Origin of the sequence: Anaerostipes hadrus ATCC 29173 = JCM 17467 (assembly GCF_030296915.1) — a bacterium.
Lineage (GTDB): Bacteria > Bacillota > Clostridia > Lachnospirales > Lachnospiraceae > Anaerostipes > Anaerostipes hadrus.
Genome location: NZ_AP028031.1, coordinates 1424262 through 1440401, shown reverse-complemented (window position 1 = coordinate 1440401; position 16140 = coordinate 1424262). Strand labels below are relative to the sequence as shown.

At 36.5% G+C, this 16140-nt stretch carries 16 protein-coding genes and 1 tRNA gene; 12 read left to right on the top strand and 5 right to left on the bottom strand.

The features are described from left to right. Nucleotides 1-77 precede the first annotated feature (77 nt). Nucleotides 78-2186 (top strand): DNA topoisomerase III, encoded by a 2109-nt coding sequence (locus QUE18_RS07065; RefSeq protein ID WP_009203344.1) that lies wholly within the window; start codon nt 78-80, stop codon nt 2184-2186. A gap of 7 nt (nt 2187-2193) precedes the next feature. Here the strand turns inward: QUE18_RS07065 and QUE18_RS07060 are convergent, their stop codons facing one another. Next, nucleotides 2194-2808: a hypothetical protein gene (locus QUE18_RS07060; RefSeq protein ID WP_040344149.1), complete on the bottom strand. Its 615-nt coding sequence runs from the start codon at nt 2806-2808 to the stop codon at nt 2194-2196. Nucleotides 2809-2966: 158 nt separating this feature from the next. Here QUE18_RS07060 and QUE18_RS07055 point away from each other — a divergent pair, with 158 nt between their 5' ends. The 3 genes from QUE18_RS07055 (at nt 2967) to QUE18_RS07045 (ending at nt 5522) form a co-directional block, all read left to right on the top strand. Next, nucleotides 2967-3950 carry a diaminopimelate dehydrogenase gene (locus QUE18_RS07055; RefSeq protein WP_009203346.1) on the top strand — a complete coding sequence of 328 codons (984 nt, stop codon included), beginning with the start codon at nt 2967-2969 and terminating at the stop codon, nt 3948-3950. 119 nt (nt 3951-4069) lie between these two features. Continuing rightward, the gene (locus tag QUE18_RS07050) at nt 4070-4777 is read left to right on the top strand and encodes a zinc metallopeptidase (RefSeq protein ID WP_009203347.1); all 708 of its coding nucleotides are present in this window, start codon (nt 4070-4072) and stop codon (nt 4775-4777) included. A gap of 100 nt (nt 4778-4877) precedes the next feature. Beyond that, the gene (locus tag QUE18_RS07045; RefSeq protein WP_009203348.1) at nt 4878-5522 is read left to right on the top strand and encodes a ribonuclease H1 domain-containing protein; all 645 of its coding nucleotides are present in this window, start codon (nt 4878-4880) and stop codon (nt 5520-5522) included. Here the strand turns inward: QUE18_RS07045 and QUE18_RS07040 are convergent. Next, a complete protein-coding gene (locus QUE18_RS07040) occupies nt 5498-5995 on the bottom strand; it encodes a GNAT family N-acetyltransferase (RefSeq protein ID WP_009203349.1) in 498 nt (165 codons plus the stop codon). The two genes, QUE18_RS07045 and QUE18_RS07040, sit on opposite strands and share 25 nt — an antisense overlap. Before the next feature lie 260 nt (nt 5996-6255). Between QUE18_RS07040 and QUE18_RS07035 the strand changes: the two genes are divergently transcribed. Together QUE18_RS07035 and rlmH are read left to right on the top strand one after the other, a co-directional pair. Next, nucleotides 6256-7725 (top strand): ATP-binding protein, encoded by a 1470-nt coding sequence (locus tag QUE18_RS07035; protein WP_245193714.1) that lies wholly within the window; start codon nt 6256-6258, stop codon nt 7723-7725. A gap of 18 nt (nt 7726-7743) precedes the next feature. After that, entirely contained in the window at nt 7744-8190 is a 447-nt protein-coding gene (gene rlmH / locus QUE18_RS07030; RefSeq protein ID WP_008391085.1) for a 23S rRNA (pseudouridine(1915)-N(3))-methyltransferase RlmH, read from the top strand. On the opposite strand, the gene QUE18_RS07025 is transcribed toward rlmH, so the two are convergent. The 3 genes from QUE18_RS07025 to QUE18_RS07015 form a co-directional block, all read right to left on the bottom strand. Next, a complete protein-coding gene (locus QUE18_RS07025; protein WP_008391084.1) occupies nt 8187-8594 on the bottom strand; it encodes an acyl-CoA thioesterase in 408 nt (135 codons plus the stop codon). The two genes, rlmH and QUE18_RS07025, sit on opposite strands and share 4 nt — an antisense overlap. Nucleotides 8595-8660: 66 nt before the next feature. Next, nucleotides 8661-10001, bottom strand: coding sequence for an MATE family efflux transporter (locus tag QUE18_RS07020; protein WP_009203351.1), 1341 nt, complete (start codon nt 9999-10001; stop codon nt 8661-8663). Nucleotides 10002-10132: 131 nt separating this feature from the next. Next, nucleotides 10133-10205, bottom strand: a tRNA-Arg gene (locus QUE18_RS07015). A 186-nt stretch (nt 10206-10391) separates the two neighbouring features. On the opposite strand from QUE18_RS07015, the gene QUE18_RS07010 reads away from it, so the two are divergent. Genes QUE18_RS07010 through QUE18_RS06985 form a run of 6 tightly spaced genes read left to right on the top strand, consistent with a single transcriptional unit; the run spans nt 10392 to nt 16139 of the window. Further along, nucleotides 10392-11066, top strand: a complete 675-nt coding sequence (locus QUE18_RS07010) for a hypothetical protein (RefSeq protein WP_008391080.1) — start codon at nt 10392-10394, stop codon at nt 11064-11066. A 5-nt stretch (nt 11067-11071) separates the two neighbouring features. Further along, nucleotides 11072-11482: a 23S rRNA (pseudouridine(1915)-N(3))-methyltransferase RlmH gene (locus QUE18_RS07005; protein WP_009264847.1), complete on the top strand. Its 411-nt coding sequence runs from the start codon at nt 11072-11074 to the stop codon at nt 11480-11482. 23 nt (nt 11483-11505) lie between these two features. Continuing rightward, on the top strand, nt 11506-12420 hold the full coding sequence (locus tag QUE18_RS07000) for a DUF2156 domain-containing protein (protein ID WP_009203353.1): 915 nt from the start codon (nt 11506-11508) through the stop codon (nt 12418-12420). A gap of 59 nt (nt 12421-12479) precedes the next feature. Next, entirely contained in the window at nt 12480-13406 is a 927-nt protein-coding gene (pyrB, locus tag QUE18_RS06995) for an aspartate carbamoyltransferase (RefSeq protein ID WP_009203354.1), read from the top strand. Next, nucleotides 13396-13815 (top strand): aspartate carbamoyltransferase regulatory subunit, encoded by a 420-nt coding sequence (locus QUE18_RS06990; protein WP_008391072.1) that lies wholly within the window; start codon nt 13396-13398, stop codon nt 13813-13815. Before pyrB ends, QUE18_RS06990 begins: the two co-directional genes overlap by 11 nt. A gap of 26 nt (nt 13816-13841) precedes the next feature. Then, nucleotides 13842-16139, top strand: coding sequence for a RelA/SpoT family protein (locus QUE18_RS06985; protein ID WP_009203355.1), 2298 nt, complete (start codon nt 13842-13844; stop codon nt 16137-16139). Nucleotide 16140 lies beyond the last annotated feature (1 nt).

Here is a 16140-nt window from a genome sequence, read left to right as displayed (position 1 = left end):
AGTATACCACAAAATATGTTAAAATGGTCGGGATAATAAATTTGAGATGACAATTTTAGAAAGGTTTAAATAATAAAATGAAACGATTAGTATTAGCAGAAAAGCCTTCGGTTGGGCGTGATATTGCGAGAGTTCTTGGTTGTAAGAAGGAAACGCATAGTTATATCGAAGGAAATGATCATATTGTAACGTGGGCATTAGGGCATTTAGTATCTCTGGCGGATCCTGAGCAGTATGGAAAGGAATACAAAGAGTGGAATATGGATGTCCTTCCAATGATGCCAAAACATTGGAAATTAACAGTGTTAAAGAAGACATCCAAACAATTCCAGACAGTAAAGAAATTACTCCTTCGAAATGATATCAAAGATGTGATCATTGCAACCGATGCAGGAAGAGAAGGAGAATTAGTTGCCAGATGGATCTTACAGATGTCTGGAAATAAGAAACCAATCTACCGTTTGTGGATATCTTCGGTAACAGACAAAGCGATCAAAGATGGTTTTGCACATTTAAAACCGGGAAAAGAATATGATGATCTCTTCCGTGCAGCAAGATCAAGAGCTGAAGCAGACTGGTTAGTCGGGATCAATGCGACAAGAGCTTTGACATGTAAATACAATGCTCAGTTATCTTGTGGGCGTGTGCAGACCCCAACTTTGGCAATGATCATGAACCGAGAGCAGGAAATTAAGAGTTTCAAACCGCAGAAATATTACGGTTATAAGATTTTTGCAACAGGAATGAATTTCACATGGGAGAATCAGAAAGGAAATCAGAGAATTTCTGACAAGAAATGGGCAGAGGAACTTGGTAAGAAATTAAGAGGTCATGATCTTGTGATCACGGAGGTTTCAAAAAAAGAGAAAAAGAACTATGCTCCAGAACTTTATGATCTGACAACTTTGCAGAAAGAAGCGAGTAAACGTTACGGCTTTTCACCAAAACAGACATTAAATATCATGCAGAGTCTTTATGAGCATCACAAAGTATTGACATATCCAAGAACAGATTCCAGATATTTGACCAATGACATGACAGATACATTAAAAGACAGGATCAAAGCATGTCAGAATGGATCATATAAAAAGTCAGCAGCAACGTTATTAAGAAAAGAAATCAAAGCAAGCAGCCGTTTTATCAATGATAAAAAAGTATCTGACCATCATGCGATCATTCCAACAGAGCAGTATGCATCCTTGACAAGTTTTAGTTCCGATGAACGAAAGATCTATGATATGGTTGTTGCAAGATTTTTAGCTGTTTTATCAGCACCAGCAATTTCTGAACAACTCTCTGTGAAAGCAAGCATAAATGGAGAACTTTTCCGTGCAAAAGCAGAGAATATCAAACAGCTGGGATGGAGAGAACTCTACGAAGAGGAAACTCAAACAAAAGACACGATCAAAGCAGGAAATATCCCAGTCAAAGGAAAAGAATATCCGGTTGGAACGATTTCCATGACAGAAGGAACAACGAATCCACCAGGGCGTTACACAGAAGGAACATTGATCGATCAGATGGATAAAAAAGGACTTGGAACGGTTGCGACAAGAGCCGATATCATTGATAAGTTATTTAACAGTTATCTTCTTGAGAAAAAAGGAAATGAAATCCATATCACATCCAAAGGAAAACAATTGTTAGAACTTGTTCCAGAAGATCTAAAAAAAGCAGAGTTAACCGCCGACTGGGAGAAGAAACTGACAGCAATCTCTAAAGGAAAACAAAATGATCAGAAATTTATGAGAGAAATCTCAGACTATACACAGGCATTGATCAATGATATTAAAACATCGGATGGTAAATTTAGACATGATAATGTTACAAGACACCGCTGCCCGGAATGTGGAAAATTTTTATTGGAAGTCAATGGAAAACACGGAAAACGTCTAGTATGTCAGGACCGTATCTGTGGATATAAAAAGACGATCTCAAAAGTCACAAACGCCAGATGTCCCGTATGCCACAAGAAGATGGAAATGGTCGGAGAAGGTGAAGGACAGAAGTTTGTATGTGTTTGTGGGTATAAAGAAAAACTGTCTGCATTTAAACAAAGAAAAGAAAAACAAGGTTCTGGAATGAGTAAAAAAGAAGTGAACCGATATTTGAAAAAACAGCAAAAAGAAGCACAGGAGCCGATCAATAATGCATTTGCGGAGGCTTTTTCGAAGATAAAACTATAAAGTAGCATTATCTTAAAACATAAGATTTCACAGGCTTTCCTACAGGATTATATTCGGATTGCTGGTCATAATATTGAATCAATCCATCCAATTCTTTTGCAACAGTTTTCTGCAATACATCAACAGAGGTGATCTGTGAAAGATATGGAAGGTTATCAAAGTGTTCCCGATATTTTTCATCTCCGCCAGTAAAGAAATGTTCCATTGGGGTTGCGAGCCGTTGTGCGTAGGCACAATAACGTACTTGATGATGTTCTAAGATGTATTCTTCCTGACGGATTTTGCGTCCAACCAGAAAGTTTACAGGTTCTGTATTGGCTGGGTTGGATGTCATTTTTACAAGCAGAGATTGGAAGAAAGAAGCATCTAGGATATTCTTTAAATGCAGATATTCATAAACCAGATCTTCGATGGCAATGACTTTTGAGGAAAATTCAAAAGGATTCTGGACTAAGATCTGGTTAGCACCAAAAGTTGTTGCAATTCCGTTTTGGAATACAAAGAGCTTTTCTGGATTTCTGTGAACGTCTTCATAAGATTGCCCGTTTTCTACTCTGGATGCCTTTGAATCAACGACAGCGACAATGCCGTTTTTTGCTTTGAAAATGCCGGTAAATGACATGATAAAATTCCTCATTTCTGTTAGAATATTCCCGAAGGATCAGGAATCATCGGGAATTTTTAAGATCATTATAGCAAAAAAATCATAAAAAGAATACATTGAACGCAAAACACAGAGATGATATACTATGTTTAATAAAGTCAAAAAGGAGAAAATCAATGATTAGAATTGGTATTATGGGTTATGGTAACCTTGGACGCGGAATTGAATGCGCGATCAAACAGAATGACGATTTGGAGCTTGTAGCTGTATTTACAAGAAGAGATCCAGCGACAGTCAGCATTTTAACAGAAGGTGCAGCTGTATGTAATGTCAAAGATGTTGAAGATTGGAAAGATAAGATTGATGTTTTAATGTTATGTGGAGGAAGTGCAACAGACCTTCCTGTTCAGACACCAGAATATGCCAAATTATTTAACGTGGTAGACAGCTTTGATACACACGCAAGAATTCCAGAACATTTTGCAAATGTCGATAAAGCAGCGAAAGAATATGGACATATTGGAATCATTTCTGTAGGTTGGGATCCAGGAATGTTCTCTTTAAATAGAATGTATGCAAACGCGATCCTTCCAGAAGGAAAAGACTATACATTCTGGGGAAAAGGAGTCAGCCAGGGACACTCTGATGCGATCCGTCGTGTGGAAGGTGTCAAAGATGGTAAACAGTACACAATTCCTGTAGAAGCAGCTTTAGAAGCAGTTCGTAATGGGGAAGATCCAGAACTTACAACAAGACAGAAGCATACAAGAGAATGCTTTGTAGTACTTGAAGAAGGTGCAGATGCGAAGAAAGTTGAAGAAGAGATCAAGACAATGCCGAACTACTTCTCAGACTATGATACAACTGTACATTTCATCAGCCAGGAAGAATTAGATCGTGACCACAGCAAGATCCCTCATGGTGGATTTGTATTAAGAAGTGGATGTACAGGATGGGAAAAAGAAAACAAACATATCATCGAGTACAGCTTAAAATTAGATTCTAATCCAGAATTTACATCAAGTGTTTTAGTTGCATATGCAAGAGCTGCATATAAGCTTTCCAAAGAAGGACAGAGTGGATGTAAGACTGTATTTGATATCGCACCAGCATATTTAAGTGCGAAATCAGGAGACGAATTAAGAGCTTCTTTGTTATAAAAATATGAAGAATTAATCATTCAATAAAATGATTATAAAATATTTCTAAACTGCCTTGATTTCATGTAGGAGGAACGATATAATCATCTACATGTTACAGAGAAAGAAGGGAGATATTTATGTATCCATACGGTTATGGTTATTATTTTGACCCAACGTATATTTTGATCATCATCGGAGTGATCATCACGATGATCGCATCTTCCAAGATGAATTCAACGTTTCGAAGATATTCAAGAGTCCGTTGTCATTGCGGACTGACGGGTTCTCAGGCTGCTGAACGTATTTTAAACCAGGCAGGAATTTACGATGTTTCGGTAGAACGTGTCAGCGGGAACCTTACAGATCATTATGATCCAAAGAATAAAGTATTAAGATTATCAGATGCAACTTATGGATCTGATTCGATCGCAGCGATCGGTGTTGCAGCCCATGAGTGTGGGCACGCTGTACAGCATCAGCAAGGATATGCACCATTGAAGATCCGTGGGGCTATGGTTCCAGCTGTAAATCTTGGATCCAATCTTTCCTGGTTGTTTATTCTAGGTGGAGTGATTCTTGGAATGAATCAGACATTATTGAATGTTGGAATTTTATTATTTTCATTAGCGGTGATCTTTCAATTAGTAACACTTCCGGTGGAATTTAATGCATCTTCAAGAGCGTTACGAATTCTTGGAAGTACAGGGATCATGTACGAAGATGAAGTGGGGCAGACAAGGAAGGTTTTATCAGCAGCTGCACTGACATATGTAGCAGGTGCAGCATCAGCACTTCTGAGCTTGCTTCGTCTGGTCATTTTATTTGGTGGAAGAGATAACGACTAGAATCATAAGGTTAGGGAAAATCCTGCAATGCAGGATTTTTTCTTTTCAAAGAAAATTATAATATAAGGATTAAGACTATTAAAGAAATAAGAGGAAATATATGGCAGGAAAATTTTACGCAGTAAAAAAAGGAAGAAAACCAGGAATTTATATGTCATGGGATGCATGTAAAGCACAGGTCATGGGATTCCCAAATGCAAGATACAAAGGATTTAAGACAAAGGCAGAAGCAGAAGCGTTCTTAAATCCCGATGCAAATGAATTAATGCAGATTGATGAAGATACATTAGTTGCATATGTTGATGGAAGTTATGATCATTCTCAGAAGAGATTTTCTTATGGTATGGTATTAATGCATGATGGGGTAGAACGTTATTTTGCATATCCTTATGCGGATGAAGAATTAGCAACCATGCGCAATGTAGCAGGCGAGATCAAAGGTTCTGAAGCAGCCATGCGTTTTGCAAAAGAAAATGGCTATAAAAAGCTGGCGATTCATTATGATTATGAAGGGATCCAGAAATGGTGCACAGGAGAATGGGCAGCAAAAAAAGAAGGAACACAGGCTTATCAGCGAATTTACGAAGAAATGAAACAATATGTGCAGATCAAGTTCGTGAAAGTGAAAGGACATTCTAATGATAAATATAATGATTATGCTGATATGTTAGCAAAATCTGCATTAGGAATCGGAGATGGCAGCTTTGAGAAAAAAGAAGATCAAGAATGGATCAAAGTTAGATAATGAGGAATGATATCTTCATAAGTGCCATCTTTTAATAAAAATCCTTTTGGAATGATACCAAGCTGGATAAATCCAAGTTTTTTGTATAGATGTAAAGCTGCCTTATTACTTGCAACAACTGCATTAAACTGAAGGATCTTAAAATCAAATTCAGGAGCGCGTTTTATACAGTCAGTGACCAGAAATTCACCAATCTGTTTTCCTCTGTGAGCAGAAGAAACTGCATAACTTGCATTACAGATATGGCCGCATCTTCCAACATTATTTGGATGTAAAATATAAAGTCCGACAATTTCATTTGTATCAGAATCAACAGCGATCCCGGTATATGTCTGTTCTTCAAAGAAAGCAAGACCACTTTCATGATCTAAGTCATCTAACTGAGGAAAGGCAACGCCGTCGTCAATAACTTCGTTCCAGATCTTGACTGCTGCATCTGTATCATCGGGTTTAAATTTTCGGATTTCAATCATTGTTAGTTGCCTCGTTTAATAATTTTATTATTTCAATTTTAGTACATAAAAATGTTTTTTGCAATAAAGTATCTATTGCAGATGAAAAGAGGGTTCTTGTCATTGTATGAGTGAAGTTTGATGGGGTTATGGAAATGTGCTACACTTTTATGTAAGATGAGAAAATTATATTGTAAATGTCAAAATTGTATGATATGATTCAAAACATATTTATATAGTATTAAGTATATTTTTGATGCATAATGATAGGAGAAGTTATATTGAAAAATAAATTGTTTTCAGGAGAGTCAATAAATATTGAATATAAAGTTGAAATGCCCAAAAAAAGTGAAAAATATATGAAAACAGTAGTAGCTTTTGCAAATGGCAGAGGAGGACGTATTGTTTTTGGTGTTGATGACAAGACATTAAATATCGTTGGTATGAATCCTGATACGATTTTTCAGACAATGGATGCTATTACAAATGCTATTTCAGATAGCTGTGAGCCTAAAATTTATCCAGATGTAACGTTGCAATCAATTGATGACAAGACGATTATAGTAGTAGAGATTCATCCGGGACCGATGCGTCCATATTATATAAAAAACAAAGGACTTGTAGATGGAACCTATGTACGTGTAGCTGGTACATCAAGACATGCGGAAGGATATATGCTGAAAGAATTAATTCTGGAAGGTCAAAATAGATATTTTGATAATGAGCCATGTGAATATCTTGAAATTAATGAAGATGACATAAAAGATTTATGTGACAAAATGAAAAAAATAGCAATTGAAAATACATGGAATGATGAAGAGAAAGCAGCAATACGTGATGTTACAAAGAATATATTGATTACGTGGGGAATTTTGAAAGAAGATAATGGAAAAATTATTCCTACTAATGCTTATGCATTATTGACAGGGAAAATGCAAATTCAACCAACAATTCAATGTGCAGTATTTAAAGGGAAAACAAGAGCTTATTTTGTGGATCGCAGAGAGTTCAGCGGACCGATTCAAGATCAGGTACAATTAGCTTTTCAGTATGTGTTAGAAAAGATTAATATGGGTATGCAGATTAAAGGAATATATCGGCAAGATGTTTATGAACTTCCAATAAATAGTGTAAGGGAACTAATAGCCAATGCAGTTGCTCATCGTAATTATCTGGAACCAGGTAATATACAGGTAGCGATATTTGATGATCGATTAGAGGTAACATCACCTGGTATGCTTTTAAATACGGTATCAATAAAGAAAATGATTGAAGGGTATTCAAGACTAAGAAATCCAGCGATAGCCAATGCATTTGCGTATATGAAAATTATCGAAAAATGGGGAACCGGAATACCAAGAATTCTTAGGGAATGTAAAGAATATGGTCTTAAAAAACCAGAATTAATTGATTTTGATGGTGATTTTAGAGTGAATATGTATCGAAGAGAAGAAAAATCAAAAACTACCCAAACTACTACCCAAACTACTACCCAAACTACTACCCAAACTACTACCCAAACTACTACCCAAATTACTACCCAAACTACGATAAAATTAACCAAAAATGATCACGAAATTTTACAAGTGATTCAAAATAATCCAGCATTAAGTCAGAAAGAAATAGCAATGGAATTAGGATGGACAGTGGATAGAGTAAAATATTATTTAAATAAGATGAAAAAACAAGAGGCAATTAGACGAATTGGCAGCAGTCACAAAGGCTATTGGGAATTGCTGATTAAGTTATAAAGAAAGGTATCGAAACACATGAAAATCCAAATGATCTGTGTCGGAAAAATTAAAGAAACATATTTAAGAGAACTGATCGATCATTACACAAAGATCATCCGTAAAAAATATAATTTTGAGATCATAGAACTCCCTGATGAGAAAACACCAGATAATGCCAGTGACAAAGAGGAATCAAAGATTAAAGAAATTGAAGGTCAAAGAATTCTTGATAAGATTCCAGAAGGATCTTTCGTAATTCCTCTCTGTATAGAAGGAACTCCTTACTCCACCGAACAATTCCAGAAGAAATGGGATCAGTGGAACAAGGAGTCCATAAACAATATTACATTTATTATTGGTGGTTCCCTCGGATTATCACCAAAGGTTGTATCCAAAGGAAAATTAAAATTAAGTTTCAGTAGAATGACATTTCCACATCAACTAATGCGGTTAATTCTAATTGAGCAGTTAAGTTATCTTTAATCCAAAGCATTTTCGAACATTCGGTAAATTTCCGGATGTTCTTTTTTTACGTTGATCGGTTTTAAATCTTTTGTCACCATACCATGTGTTGTTTTTCCAGTAGCGATCAGGTCCCCACCTCTTGTAACCTTATAAGAGAATTCCAGACGAACCGGAGACAGCTTTGTAAGACTTGCATGAATCTGTAACTGGTCTTCATAGAAAGCTGCTTTTTTGTATTTACATTCAAGACTCGTTAATGGAGTGATGATTCCTTCTTTTTCTACATCTGTATAAGAAATGCCAGCAGCCTTGATAAAATCAGTTCTGGCAACTTCAAACCAGACGGCATAGTTGCTGTGATGAGCAATTCCCATCTGATCTGTTTCTGCATAACGAACTTCAACGGTTGATATATGTCCCATAAACTTTACTCTCCTTTTTTCTTTTTGTTTATTGTAAGCGTTTCTTTACAATCTGTCAAAATTTAGTTAATTTTTTCCTGATTTTCCGATCAACTGGTAATAAAGAATAAAAGCTATTACAGCTGTAATGATTTCAGCAATCCAGAAAGCATGCCATACACCATGCACTCCAACTGTTTTGCTTAATACAAATGCAGCAGGAATGATCACTACAACATAACGTAAAAATGAAATCAAAAAAGACTGGATACCTTTTCCTAACGCTTCAAACGCACCTGCAGAAACAACAGAAACGGAAGAAGCTATAAATCCTGCACAGATAATATGGAGTGCGATCACACCTTCTGTCAATGTTTCAGGATTACTTGTAAACATACTCATCAGTGTCTGTGGCATCACAAAACAAATAACCGTTCCAACAGCCATGATTCCAACAACAATCTCAAACGTCATAAGATAAATCTTACGAACACGAGCTGATTCCTTTGCTCCATAATTATAACTCATGATCGGACGCATTCCCTGGATCATTCCATTTGCTGTTAGATATAAGAATGTTTGTAATTTGTAATAAACACCAAGCACAACAACATATGTTTGCGAAAATGATGCTAAGATCGCATTTAAAGCAGATACTAAGAAAGATGGCAGTGCCATATTTAAAGTTGCTGGAATTCCGATTGCATATAAGCGCTTAACGTAAACAGCTTCCAGCTTTAAGTAATCTTTTCTGATTTTCACATGAATTGGGCGTAATACATAAACAAGAAGATAAATGATCAGTGTACTGCTTTGACCGATACCTGTTGCAAGTGCTGCACCCTGAATTCCAAGTTTGGGGAAGAATCCGATTCCAAAGATCAAAAGCGGGTCTAATATGATATTTACAATACAGCCAGTCATTAAAGAGAGCATAGTGATCACCATATTTCCAACTGCCTGAAAAATCTTTTCAAAAGAAATACTTACCATAATGATTGTTGAAAACATTAATATAATTGTTGAATATTGTAATCCCATCCCAATAACAGTTTGATCATTCGTAAACATTGCAAGAAATGATGGCATGATCATTAATCCAACGATTGTAAGCAGAATTCCATGAATGACATTTAAAAACAATCCCTGAGTTGCAGCTTTATTGGCTTCCTTTGCTTTTCCTGCACCAAGAAACATTGCAATGACTGCATTAATTCCAACACCGAATCCAACCGCAATTGAGTTGATAAGATTTTGTACTGGGTATACAAGAGATAATGCAGTCATTGCATCTTCACTGATCTTGGCAACGAAAATACTGTCAATGATGTTATACAATGAGTTTACAAACATTGAGATTACCATTGGCAGAGCCATTGATAGTAATAATGGTAAAATTGGTTTTTCTTTCATATACATCTGATCCATAAAATGATTCCTCCTTAATAACAAAAAAAGAGACGATAGACCTTGCTGTTTAATAATCAGAAACAGTAAAATCTATAGTCTCTTATAAGACGATATTAAATTGTATTCGTTGATTTTATCTAGATAAAGCATGCACCAGGCGGGAGTCGAACCCGCGGCCAACAGCTTCGGAGGCTGCCACTCTATCCACTGAGTTACTGGTACATAAGCTATATTATATTACAACATATTCAAAAAAATAGCAAGAGATATTTTGGGGTCGGACTGGACTCGCTCCGCTCGATAAGGTATACCCGCAGGGCATTCGTGAATGCATAGTCCTTCGGACTGGACTTGCTTCGCAAGGTAAGGTATAATATACTGTAAATTTGCTGTAGGTGGATTGGAGGGATGTGCGTGAAGCTTAGAAAATCTACAATTGTTGTTATCATTACAAGCTGGATCTTATTTTTTATTGCAGCTTTTTTGGCATATGCGAAATTGGACCAGATGAAACAAGAACGACTTACAAATGAAAAGATTTTTCAACAAACAACACAAAAGAATACCTCACAAGGCGTGATCAGAGAAACAAATGATGCAGCGGAAACGAAGAAGGAAGATTCAGAGACTGAGAAAAAAGCAGTTGAGGATTTTATGAAAACATATTATGAGAGAGTTCAGAAAAATGATCTAGAAAATCTTAAGAATATGGTAGAAGATACGAATGAATTAACTGAGGATCAAAAGGCAATCCATCAGTATGTGAAGAAATATAAGAATCTTACATATCTGATCAAACAAGGAGCAGACGATGAATCCTATATCGTTTATGTAACATATGAGATGAAGATCCGCAAGATTAAAACACTTGCACCGGGGATGACATCGTATTATGTGATGAAGAAAGGGGATACATTCTGTATCTATAATAATCAAAAACATGATACGGATGAGATCACAGATGCAAAAAAAGAAAGCCAGAATAGCAAAGAAATTAAAAAACTTACAAAACAGATCAACAAAAGATATGAGCTGGCTTTAAAACAAGATAAAAAATTAAAACAATTTTTTGAAGGAAATTAAAAGATATGATGAAATTTGAAATTTATATTCTGCAGAAGAAATCACAGGATCCTAAGATGTATCAGGAAGCAATGGGTGAGTATCTAAAACGTCTTGGTGCATACGCGAAAGTTTCTGTAGTATATAAGAAGAATGCAAAACAAGTAGAGAAAATATTAAAAGAACCGGGAGAACATTATCATATCCTGCCTGGAAGAGACAGTATGACAAGTCCGGGGCTTGCACAGCTGATTAATGAGAGTTCTGTACAGGGAATTTCAAAGTTTCATTTTTATATTGGAGATTTAGGATCAGAGGAAGCAAAGCCATTTCATGTATCGTCATTTACACAAAGTGGTTCGCTTGCAGGCACGATCATATTAGAACAGATTTATCGTGCTTATCGGATTTTGAATCATCAGCCATATCACAAATAAAAATATTACGAGAAAACACTAGAATGGAGTTGATAAAGATGGAGTTTAAAACACCAACAATTGAAGATAAGGAAGAAATTGATCGATGTATCTTAGCAGATGATACAAGAAGTTGTGATTATGCAACAGCGAATATTATTTTATGGAGTCCTTTTTATCAAGTAAAGTATGCGATCATAGATGGATTATTTGTATCTCATACTGATGAGGAGGGAGGTTCTTTTTGTTATCCACTTGGAAAAGGAGATAAAAAGAAAGTATTGCAATATTTTATGGATGATTGCAAAGAAAAAAAGATTCCGTTTGTATTACATGGTGTAACTCATGAGATGGAAGAAGAGTTTCGTGAGATATTTGGAGATATTTATGAGATTGAATATGACAGAGATATCTCAGAATATATTTATGACAGAGAAAAACTCGCAACATTATCAGGAAAGAAACTTCATGGAAAGAGAAATCATATCAATCGTTTTAAAGAAAATCATGAATGGTCCTATGAACCACTTTCCGATGAAAATCAGTTAGAAGTACTGGCAATGCTGATGGAATGGAAGATGCAAAATTGTGATCCAGAAGATATAGAGAAACATGACGAGATCTGCGTTTCTAAAAATTGTGTGATCAATTATAAAGAATTAGGACTTGTCGGAGGTGTTCTGCGTGCGGAAGGAAAGGTCGTAGGATTTTCAATCGGCGAACGTGCATCAAATGAAGATACATTTATCGTTCATATTGAAAAAGCTTTTGCAGATATCCAAGGAGCTTATCCGATGATCAATCAACAGTTTGTGATCCATGAGATGGAAGATTTCAAATATGTGAACAGAGAAGACGATGCTGGAGAAGAGGGACTTAGAAAGTCAAAATTATCGTATCGACCAGTCTTTATGGTAGACAAGGGCGTTCTTCGTCTAAAATCAGAAGTAAAGAATTGACACTAGGTGCCTAAAAATGTAGAATTGAAGGTAGGACAAACCATTAGGAGGAATATGTAATGAGACATTTGATTGATCCGATGGATTTAAGCGTGGAAGATATTGATAGATTATTAGACCGCGCTGATGACATCGAAAAGAATCCTGAGAAGTATCAGGAAGTGTGCAAACACAAGAAATTAGCAACGCTGTTCTTTGAACCAAGTACAAGAACAAGATTAAGCTTTGAAGCAGCAATGCTTGAATTAGGGGGAAGTGTTCTTGGATTTTCTTCTGCTGATTCATCATCTGCATCTAAAGGAGAAAGTGTTGCAGATACAGCAAGAGTCATTGAATGTTATGCAGATATCATTGCGATGCGTCATCCAAAGGAAGGAGCACCATATGTAGCGTCACAGTATGTAAATATCCCTGTGATCAATGCAGGAGACGGTGGTCATAATCATCCAACACAGACATTGACAGACCTTTTAACAATTCGAAGAGAAAAGGGACGTTTAAGTAATTTCACGATTGGATTTTGTGGAGATTTAAAATTTGGACGAACAGTGCATTCTCTGATCAAAGCATTATCAAGATATGAAGGAATCAATTATATTTTAATTTCTCCAGAAGAACTCCAGATTCCAGAGTATCTGAAGAAAGATGTTTTTGAGAAGAAAGGAATCACATTTACAGAAGTTGATAAGATGGAAGATGTGATGCCACAGCTTGACATTCTTTATATGACACGAGTACAGAGAGAACGTTTCTTTAATGAAGCTGATTATGTAAGATTGAAGGATAGCTATATCTTAGATATGGATAAATTAAAGATCGCCAAGAAGGATCTTTCTATTTTACATCCATTACCTCGTGTGAATGAGATTTCTGTAAAAGTTGATAACGATCCAAGAGCCTGCTATTTCAAACAGGTATTGAATGGAAAACATGTAAGAATGGCATTGATCATGGAATTACTGGGGGTAAGTGCAGATGAACATTGATAGCATTAAGAATGGAATCGTATTAGATCATATCCGTGCAGGACGCGGAATGCAGATTTATAATAGTCTTGGATTAGATCAGTTAGATTGCAGTGTTGCGATCATTAAGAATGTAAAAAGCAGCAAAATGGGCAAGAAAGATATCATTAAGATTTCAGATGCATTTGAAGTGAACTTTGATGTTTTAGGTTATATAGATCCAGAAGTTACGGTATGTGTCATTGAAAATGGCAGTGTAAAGTCCAAACACAAAGTAGAACTTCCAGAGAAGATCGTGAATATTGCAAAATGCAAGAATCCAAGATGTATTACATCTGTAGAACAAGAAATCGATCATGTGTTTAAATTGACAGACAGAGAACACCAAGTATATCGCTGTATTTACTGCGAATCAAAGCTTAAAAAATAATCAAAAGAAACAAGAGGTATCCGTGCATGAAACAAGAAAGCAGAACAAACATTAATCGTGTAAAGAAGGATATCAGCAGTCCAGATAGTTTCACACCGCCGGAGGAACTGAAACGACAGCTGATCACAACCATGCAAAGCATTTATGATGAAGAAGATATTGAGGCTGTAGAACGTGCCTATAAAGTAGCATATAAGGCACATGAGAAACAGAAACGAAAGTCTGGAGAGCCATATATCATTCATCCTATTTGTGTTGCAATCATATTGGCAGAATTAGAACTTGATAAAGAAACGATTATGGCAGGACTGCTTCATGATGTAGTAGAAGACACGGAAACAACCCATGAAGATATTGTAAGAGATTTTGGGGAAGAAGTTGCCCAGTTAGTTGATGGCGTAACAAAGTTAGGACAATTAAGCTATTCCAAAGACAAGATCGAAGTTCAGGCGGAGAACTTACGAAAGATGTTTCTTGCAATGGCAAAAGATATCCGAGTGATCCTGATCAAACTTGCTGACCGTTTGCATAATATGCGTACCATGCAGTTTATGCGTCCAGAGAAGCAAAAAGAGAAATCCAGAGAGACGATGGATATTTATGCACCGATCGCACATCGTCTTGGTATTTCCAAGATCAAAGTTGAATTAGATGATCTGGCACTTCGATATTTAAAACCAGATGTTTATGAAGATTTAGAACGCTCTCTTGATTCTGCAAAGGAAGAAAGAGAAGCATTCATTCAGGAAATCGTTGACGAAGTGAAAGGACATATTGACCGCGCTGGAATTAAGGCAGAGATTGATGGCCGTGTGAAACACATGTTCAGTATATATAAGAAGATGGTCAATCAGCATAAGACGATCGATCAGATTTATGACTTATTTGCAGTTCGGATCAAGGTTGATACGGTTAAGGACTGTTATGCGGCACTTGGGATCATTCATGAGATGTATAAACCGATCCCAGGAAGATTCAAGGATTATATCGCTATGCCAAAACCGAATATGTATCAGTCACTTCACACAACATTGATCGGACCAGAAGGACATCCATTTGAGATTCAGATCCGTACATTTGAGATGCATCGTGTTGCTGAATATGGTATCGCAGCCCATTGGAAATATAAAGAAAATAATAATACCAAGGGACTTAACAAAGAGGAAGAGAAGTTAAGCTGGTTAAGAGAAGTGCTGGAATGGCAGCGTGATATGGATGATAATAAAGAGTTTTTAAGTTTGCTGAAGACGAACTTGGATCTCTTTGCAGAACAGGTATATTGTTTTACACCGAATGGAGATGTCAAAAACCTTGCGAATGGTTCGACACCGATCGATTTTGCATATTCAATCCATAGTGCAGTCGGTAATAAGATGGTTGGAGCCAGGGTCAATGGAAGACAGGTACCATTTGATTATCATTTGCAGAATGGTGATCGTGTAGAGATCATTACATCACAGAATTCAAAAGGACCTAGCAGAGACTGGTTAGGAATCGTAAAATCAGCACAGGCAAGAAGTAAGATCAATCAGTGGTTTAAACGACAATTCAAGGAAGAGAATATCGTCAGAGGTAAAGAACTGTTAGAAAAATACTGTAAGAGCAAGAGCATCAGGCTCCCAGAACTCATGAAACCTGAATACATTAAGAAGGTTGAACTAAAATACGGATTTAAAGACTGGGATTCTGTATGTGCAGCTGTTGGACATGGTGGTTTAAAAGAAGGCCAGGTTATCAATAAGATGCAGGAAGAAGACCGTAAGATCCAGAAACAAAAGATCACGGATGAACAGATCTTGCAGAAAACAACAGAAGCAGCACAGGCGGCAGCATCGAATCCAGAGAAGAAAAAGGATGAGAAATCCAAAGGAGGAATTGTTGTACGTGGAGCGAATGATGTTGCTGTTCGTTTTTCAAAGTGTTGTAATCCAGTACCAGGAGATGAGATCGTTGGATTTATTACAAGAGGACGAGGAATCTCGATTCACAGAACAGATTGTGTGAATCTTCTGAATATGCCAGAATCTGACAGGGCAAGACTTATTGAAGCTGAATGGCAGGTAAGTGAAGCAGATACAACACAGACTTACACGACAGAGATCAATATTTATGCCAATAATCGAAAGGGATTGTTAGCAGAAGTATCAAAGATCTTCTTAGAATTAGATATTGACATCATAACGATCAACGTATCAAACAATAAGAAAGGAAGAGCAACGCTTAGTATGTCCTTTGATATTACAGGCGTAGAGCAGTTGAACCGTATTATTGCGAAGATCAGGAATGTAGAAGGCGTGATCGACATAGAAAGAACAGCAGGATAGG

Excerpts from the sequence above, each read along its gene's own strand:
- QUE18_RS07020 (WP_009203351.1), bottom strand. The coding sequence starts at position 10,001 with ATGGATCAGATGTATATGAAAGAAAAACCAATTTTACCATTATTACTA.
- QUE18_RS07060 (WP_040344149.1), bottom strand. The coding sequence starts at position 2,808 with ATGTCATTTACCGGCATTTTCAAAGCAAAAAACGGCATTGTCGCTGTC.
- QUE18_RS07040 (WP_009203349.1), bottom strand. The coding sequence starts at position 5,995 with ATGATTGAAATCCGAAAATTTAAACCCGATGATACAGATGCAGCAGTC.
- QUE18_RS07010 (WP_008391080.1), top strand. The coding sequence starts at position 10,392 with ATGTGCGTGAAGCTTAGAAAATCTACAATTGTTGTTATCATTACAAGC.
- QUE18_RS07045 (WP_009203348.1), top strand. The coding sequence starts at position 4,878 with ATGGCAGGAAAATTTTACGCAGTAAAAAAAGGAAGAAAACCAGGAATT.
- QUE18_RS06990 (WP_008391072.1), top strand. The coding sequence starts at position 13,396 with ATGAACATTGATAGCATTAAGAATGGAATCGTATTAGATCATATCCGT.
- QUE18_RS07000 (WP_009203353.1), top strand. The coding sequence starts at position 11,506 with ATGGAGTTGATAAAGATGGAGTTTAAAACACCAACAATTGAAGATAAG.
- QUE18_RS07065 (WP_009203344.1), top strand. The coding sequence starts at position 78 with ATGAAACGATTAGTATTAGCAGAAAAGCCTTCGGTTGGGCGTGATATT.
- pyrB (WP_009203354.1), top strand. The coding sequence starts at position 12,480 with ATGAGACATTTGATTGATCCGATGGATTTAAGCGTGGAAGATATTGAT.
- QUE18_RS07005 (WP_009264847.1), top strand. The coding sequence starts at position 11,072 with ATGATGAAATTTGAAATTTATATTCTGCAGAAGAAATCACAGGATCCT.
- QUE18_RS07025 (WP_008391084.1), bottom strand. The coding sequence starts at position 8,594 with ATGGGACATATATCAACCGTTGAAGTTCGTTATGCAGAAACAGATCAG.
- QUE18_RS07055 (WP_009203346.1), top strand. The coding sequence starts at position 2,967 with ATGATTAGAATTGGTATTATGGGTTATGGTAACCTTGGACGCGGAATT.
- QUE18_RS07050 (WP_009203347.1), top strand. The coding sequence starts at position 4,070 with ATGTATCCATACGGTTATGGTTATTATTTTGACCCAACGTATATTTTG.
- rlmH (WP_008391085.1), top strand. The coding sequence starts at position 7,744 with ATGAAAATCCAAATGATCTGTGTCGGAAAAATTAAAGAAACATATTTA.
- QUE18_RS06985 (WP_009203355.1), top strand. The coding sequence starts at position 13,842 with ATGAAACAAGAAAGCAGAACAAACATTAATCGTGTAAAGAAGGATATC.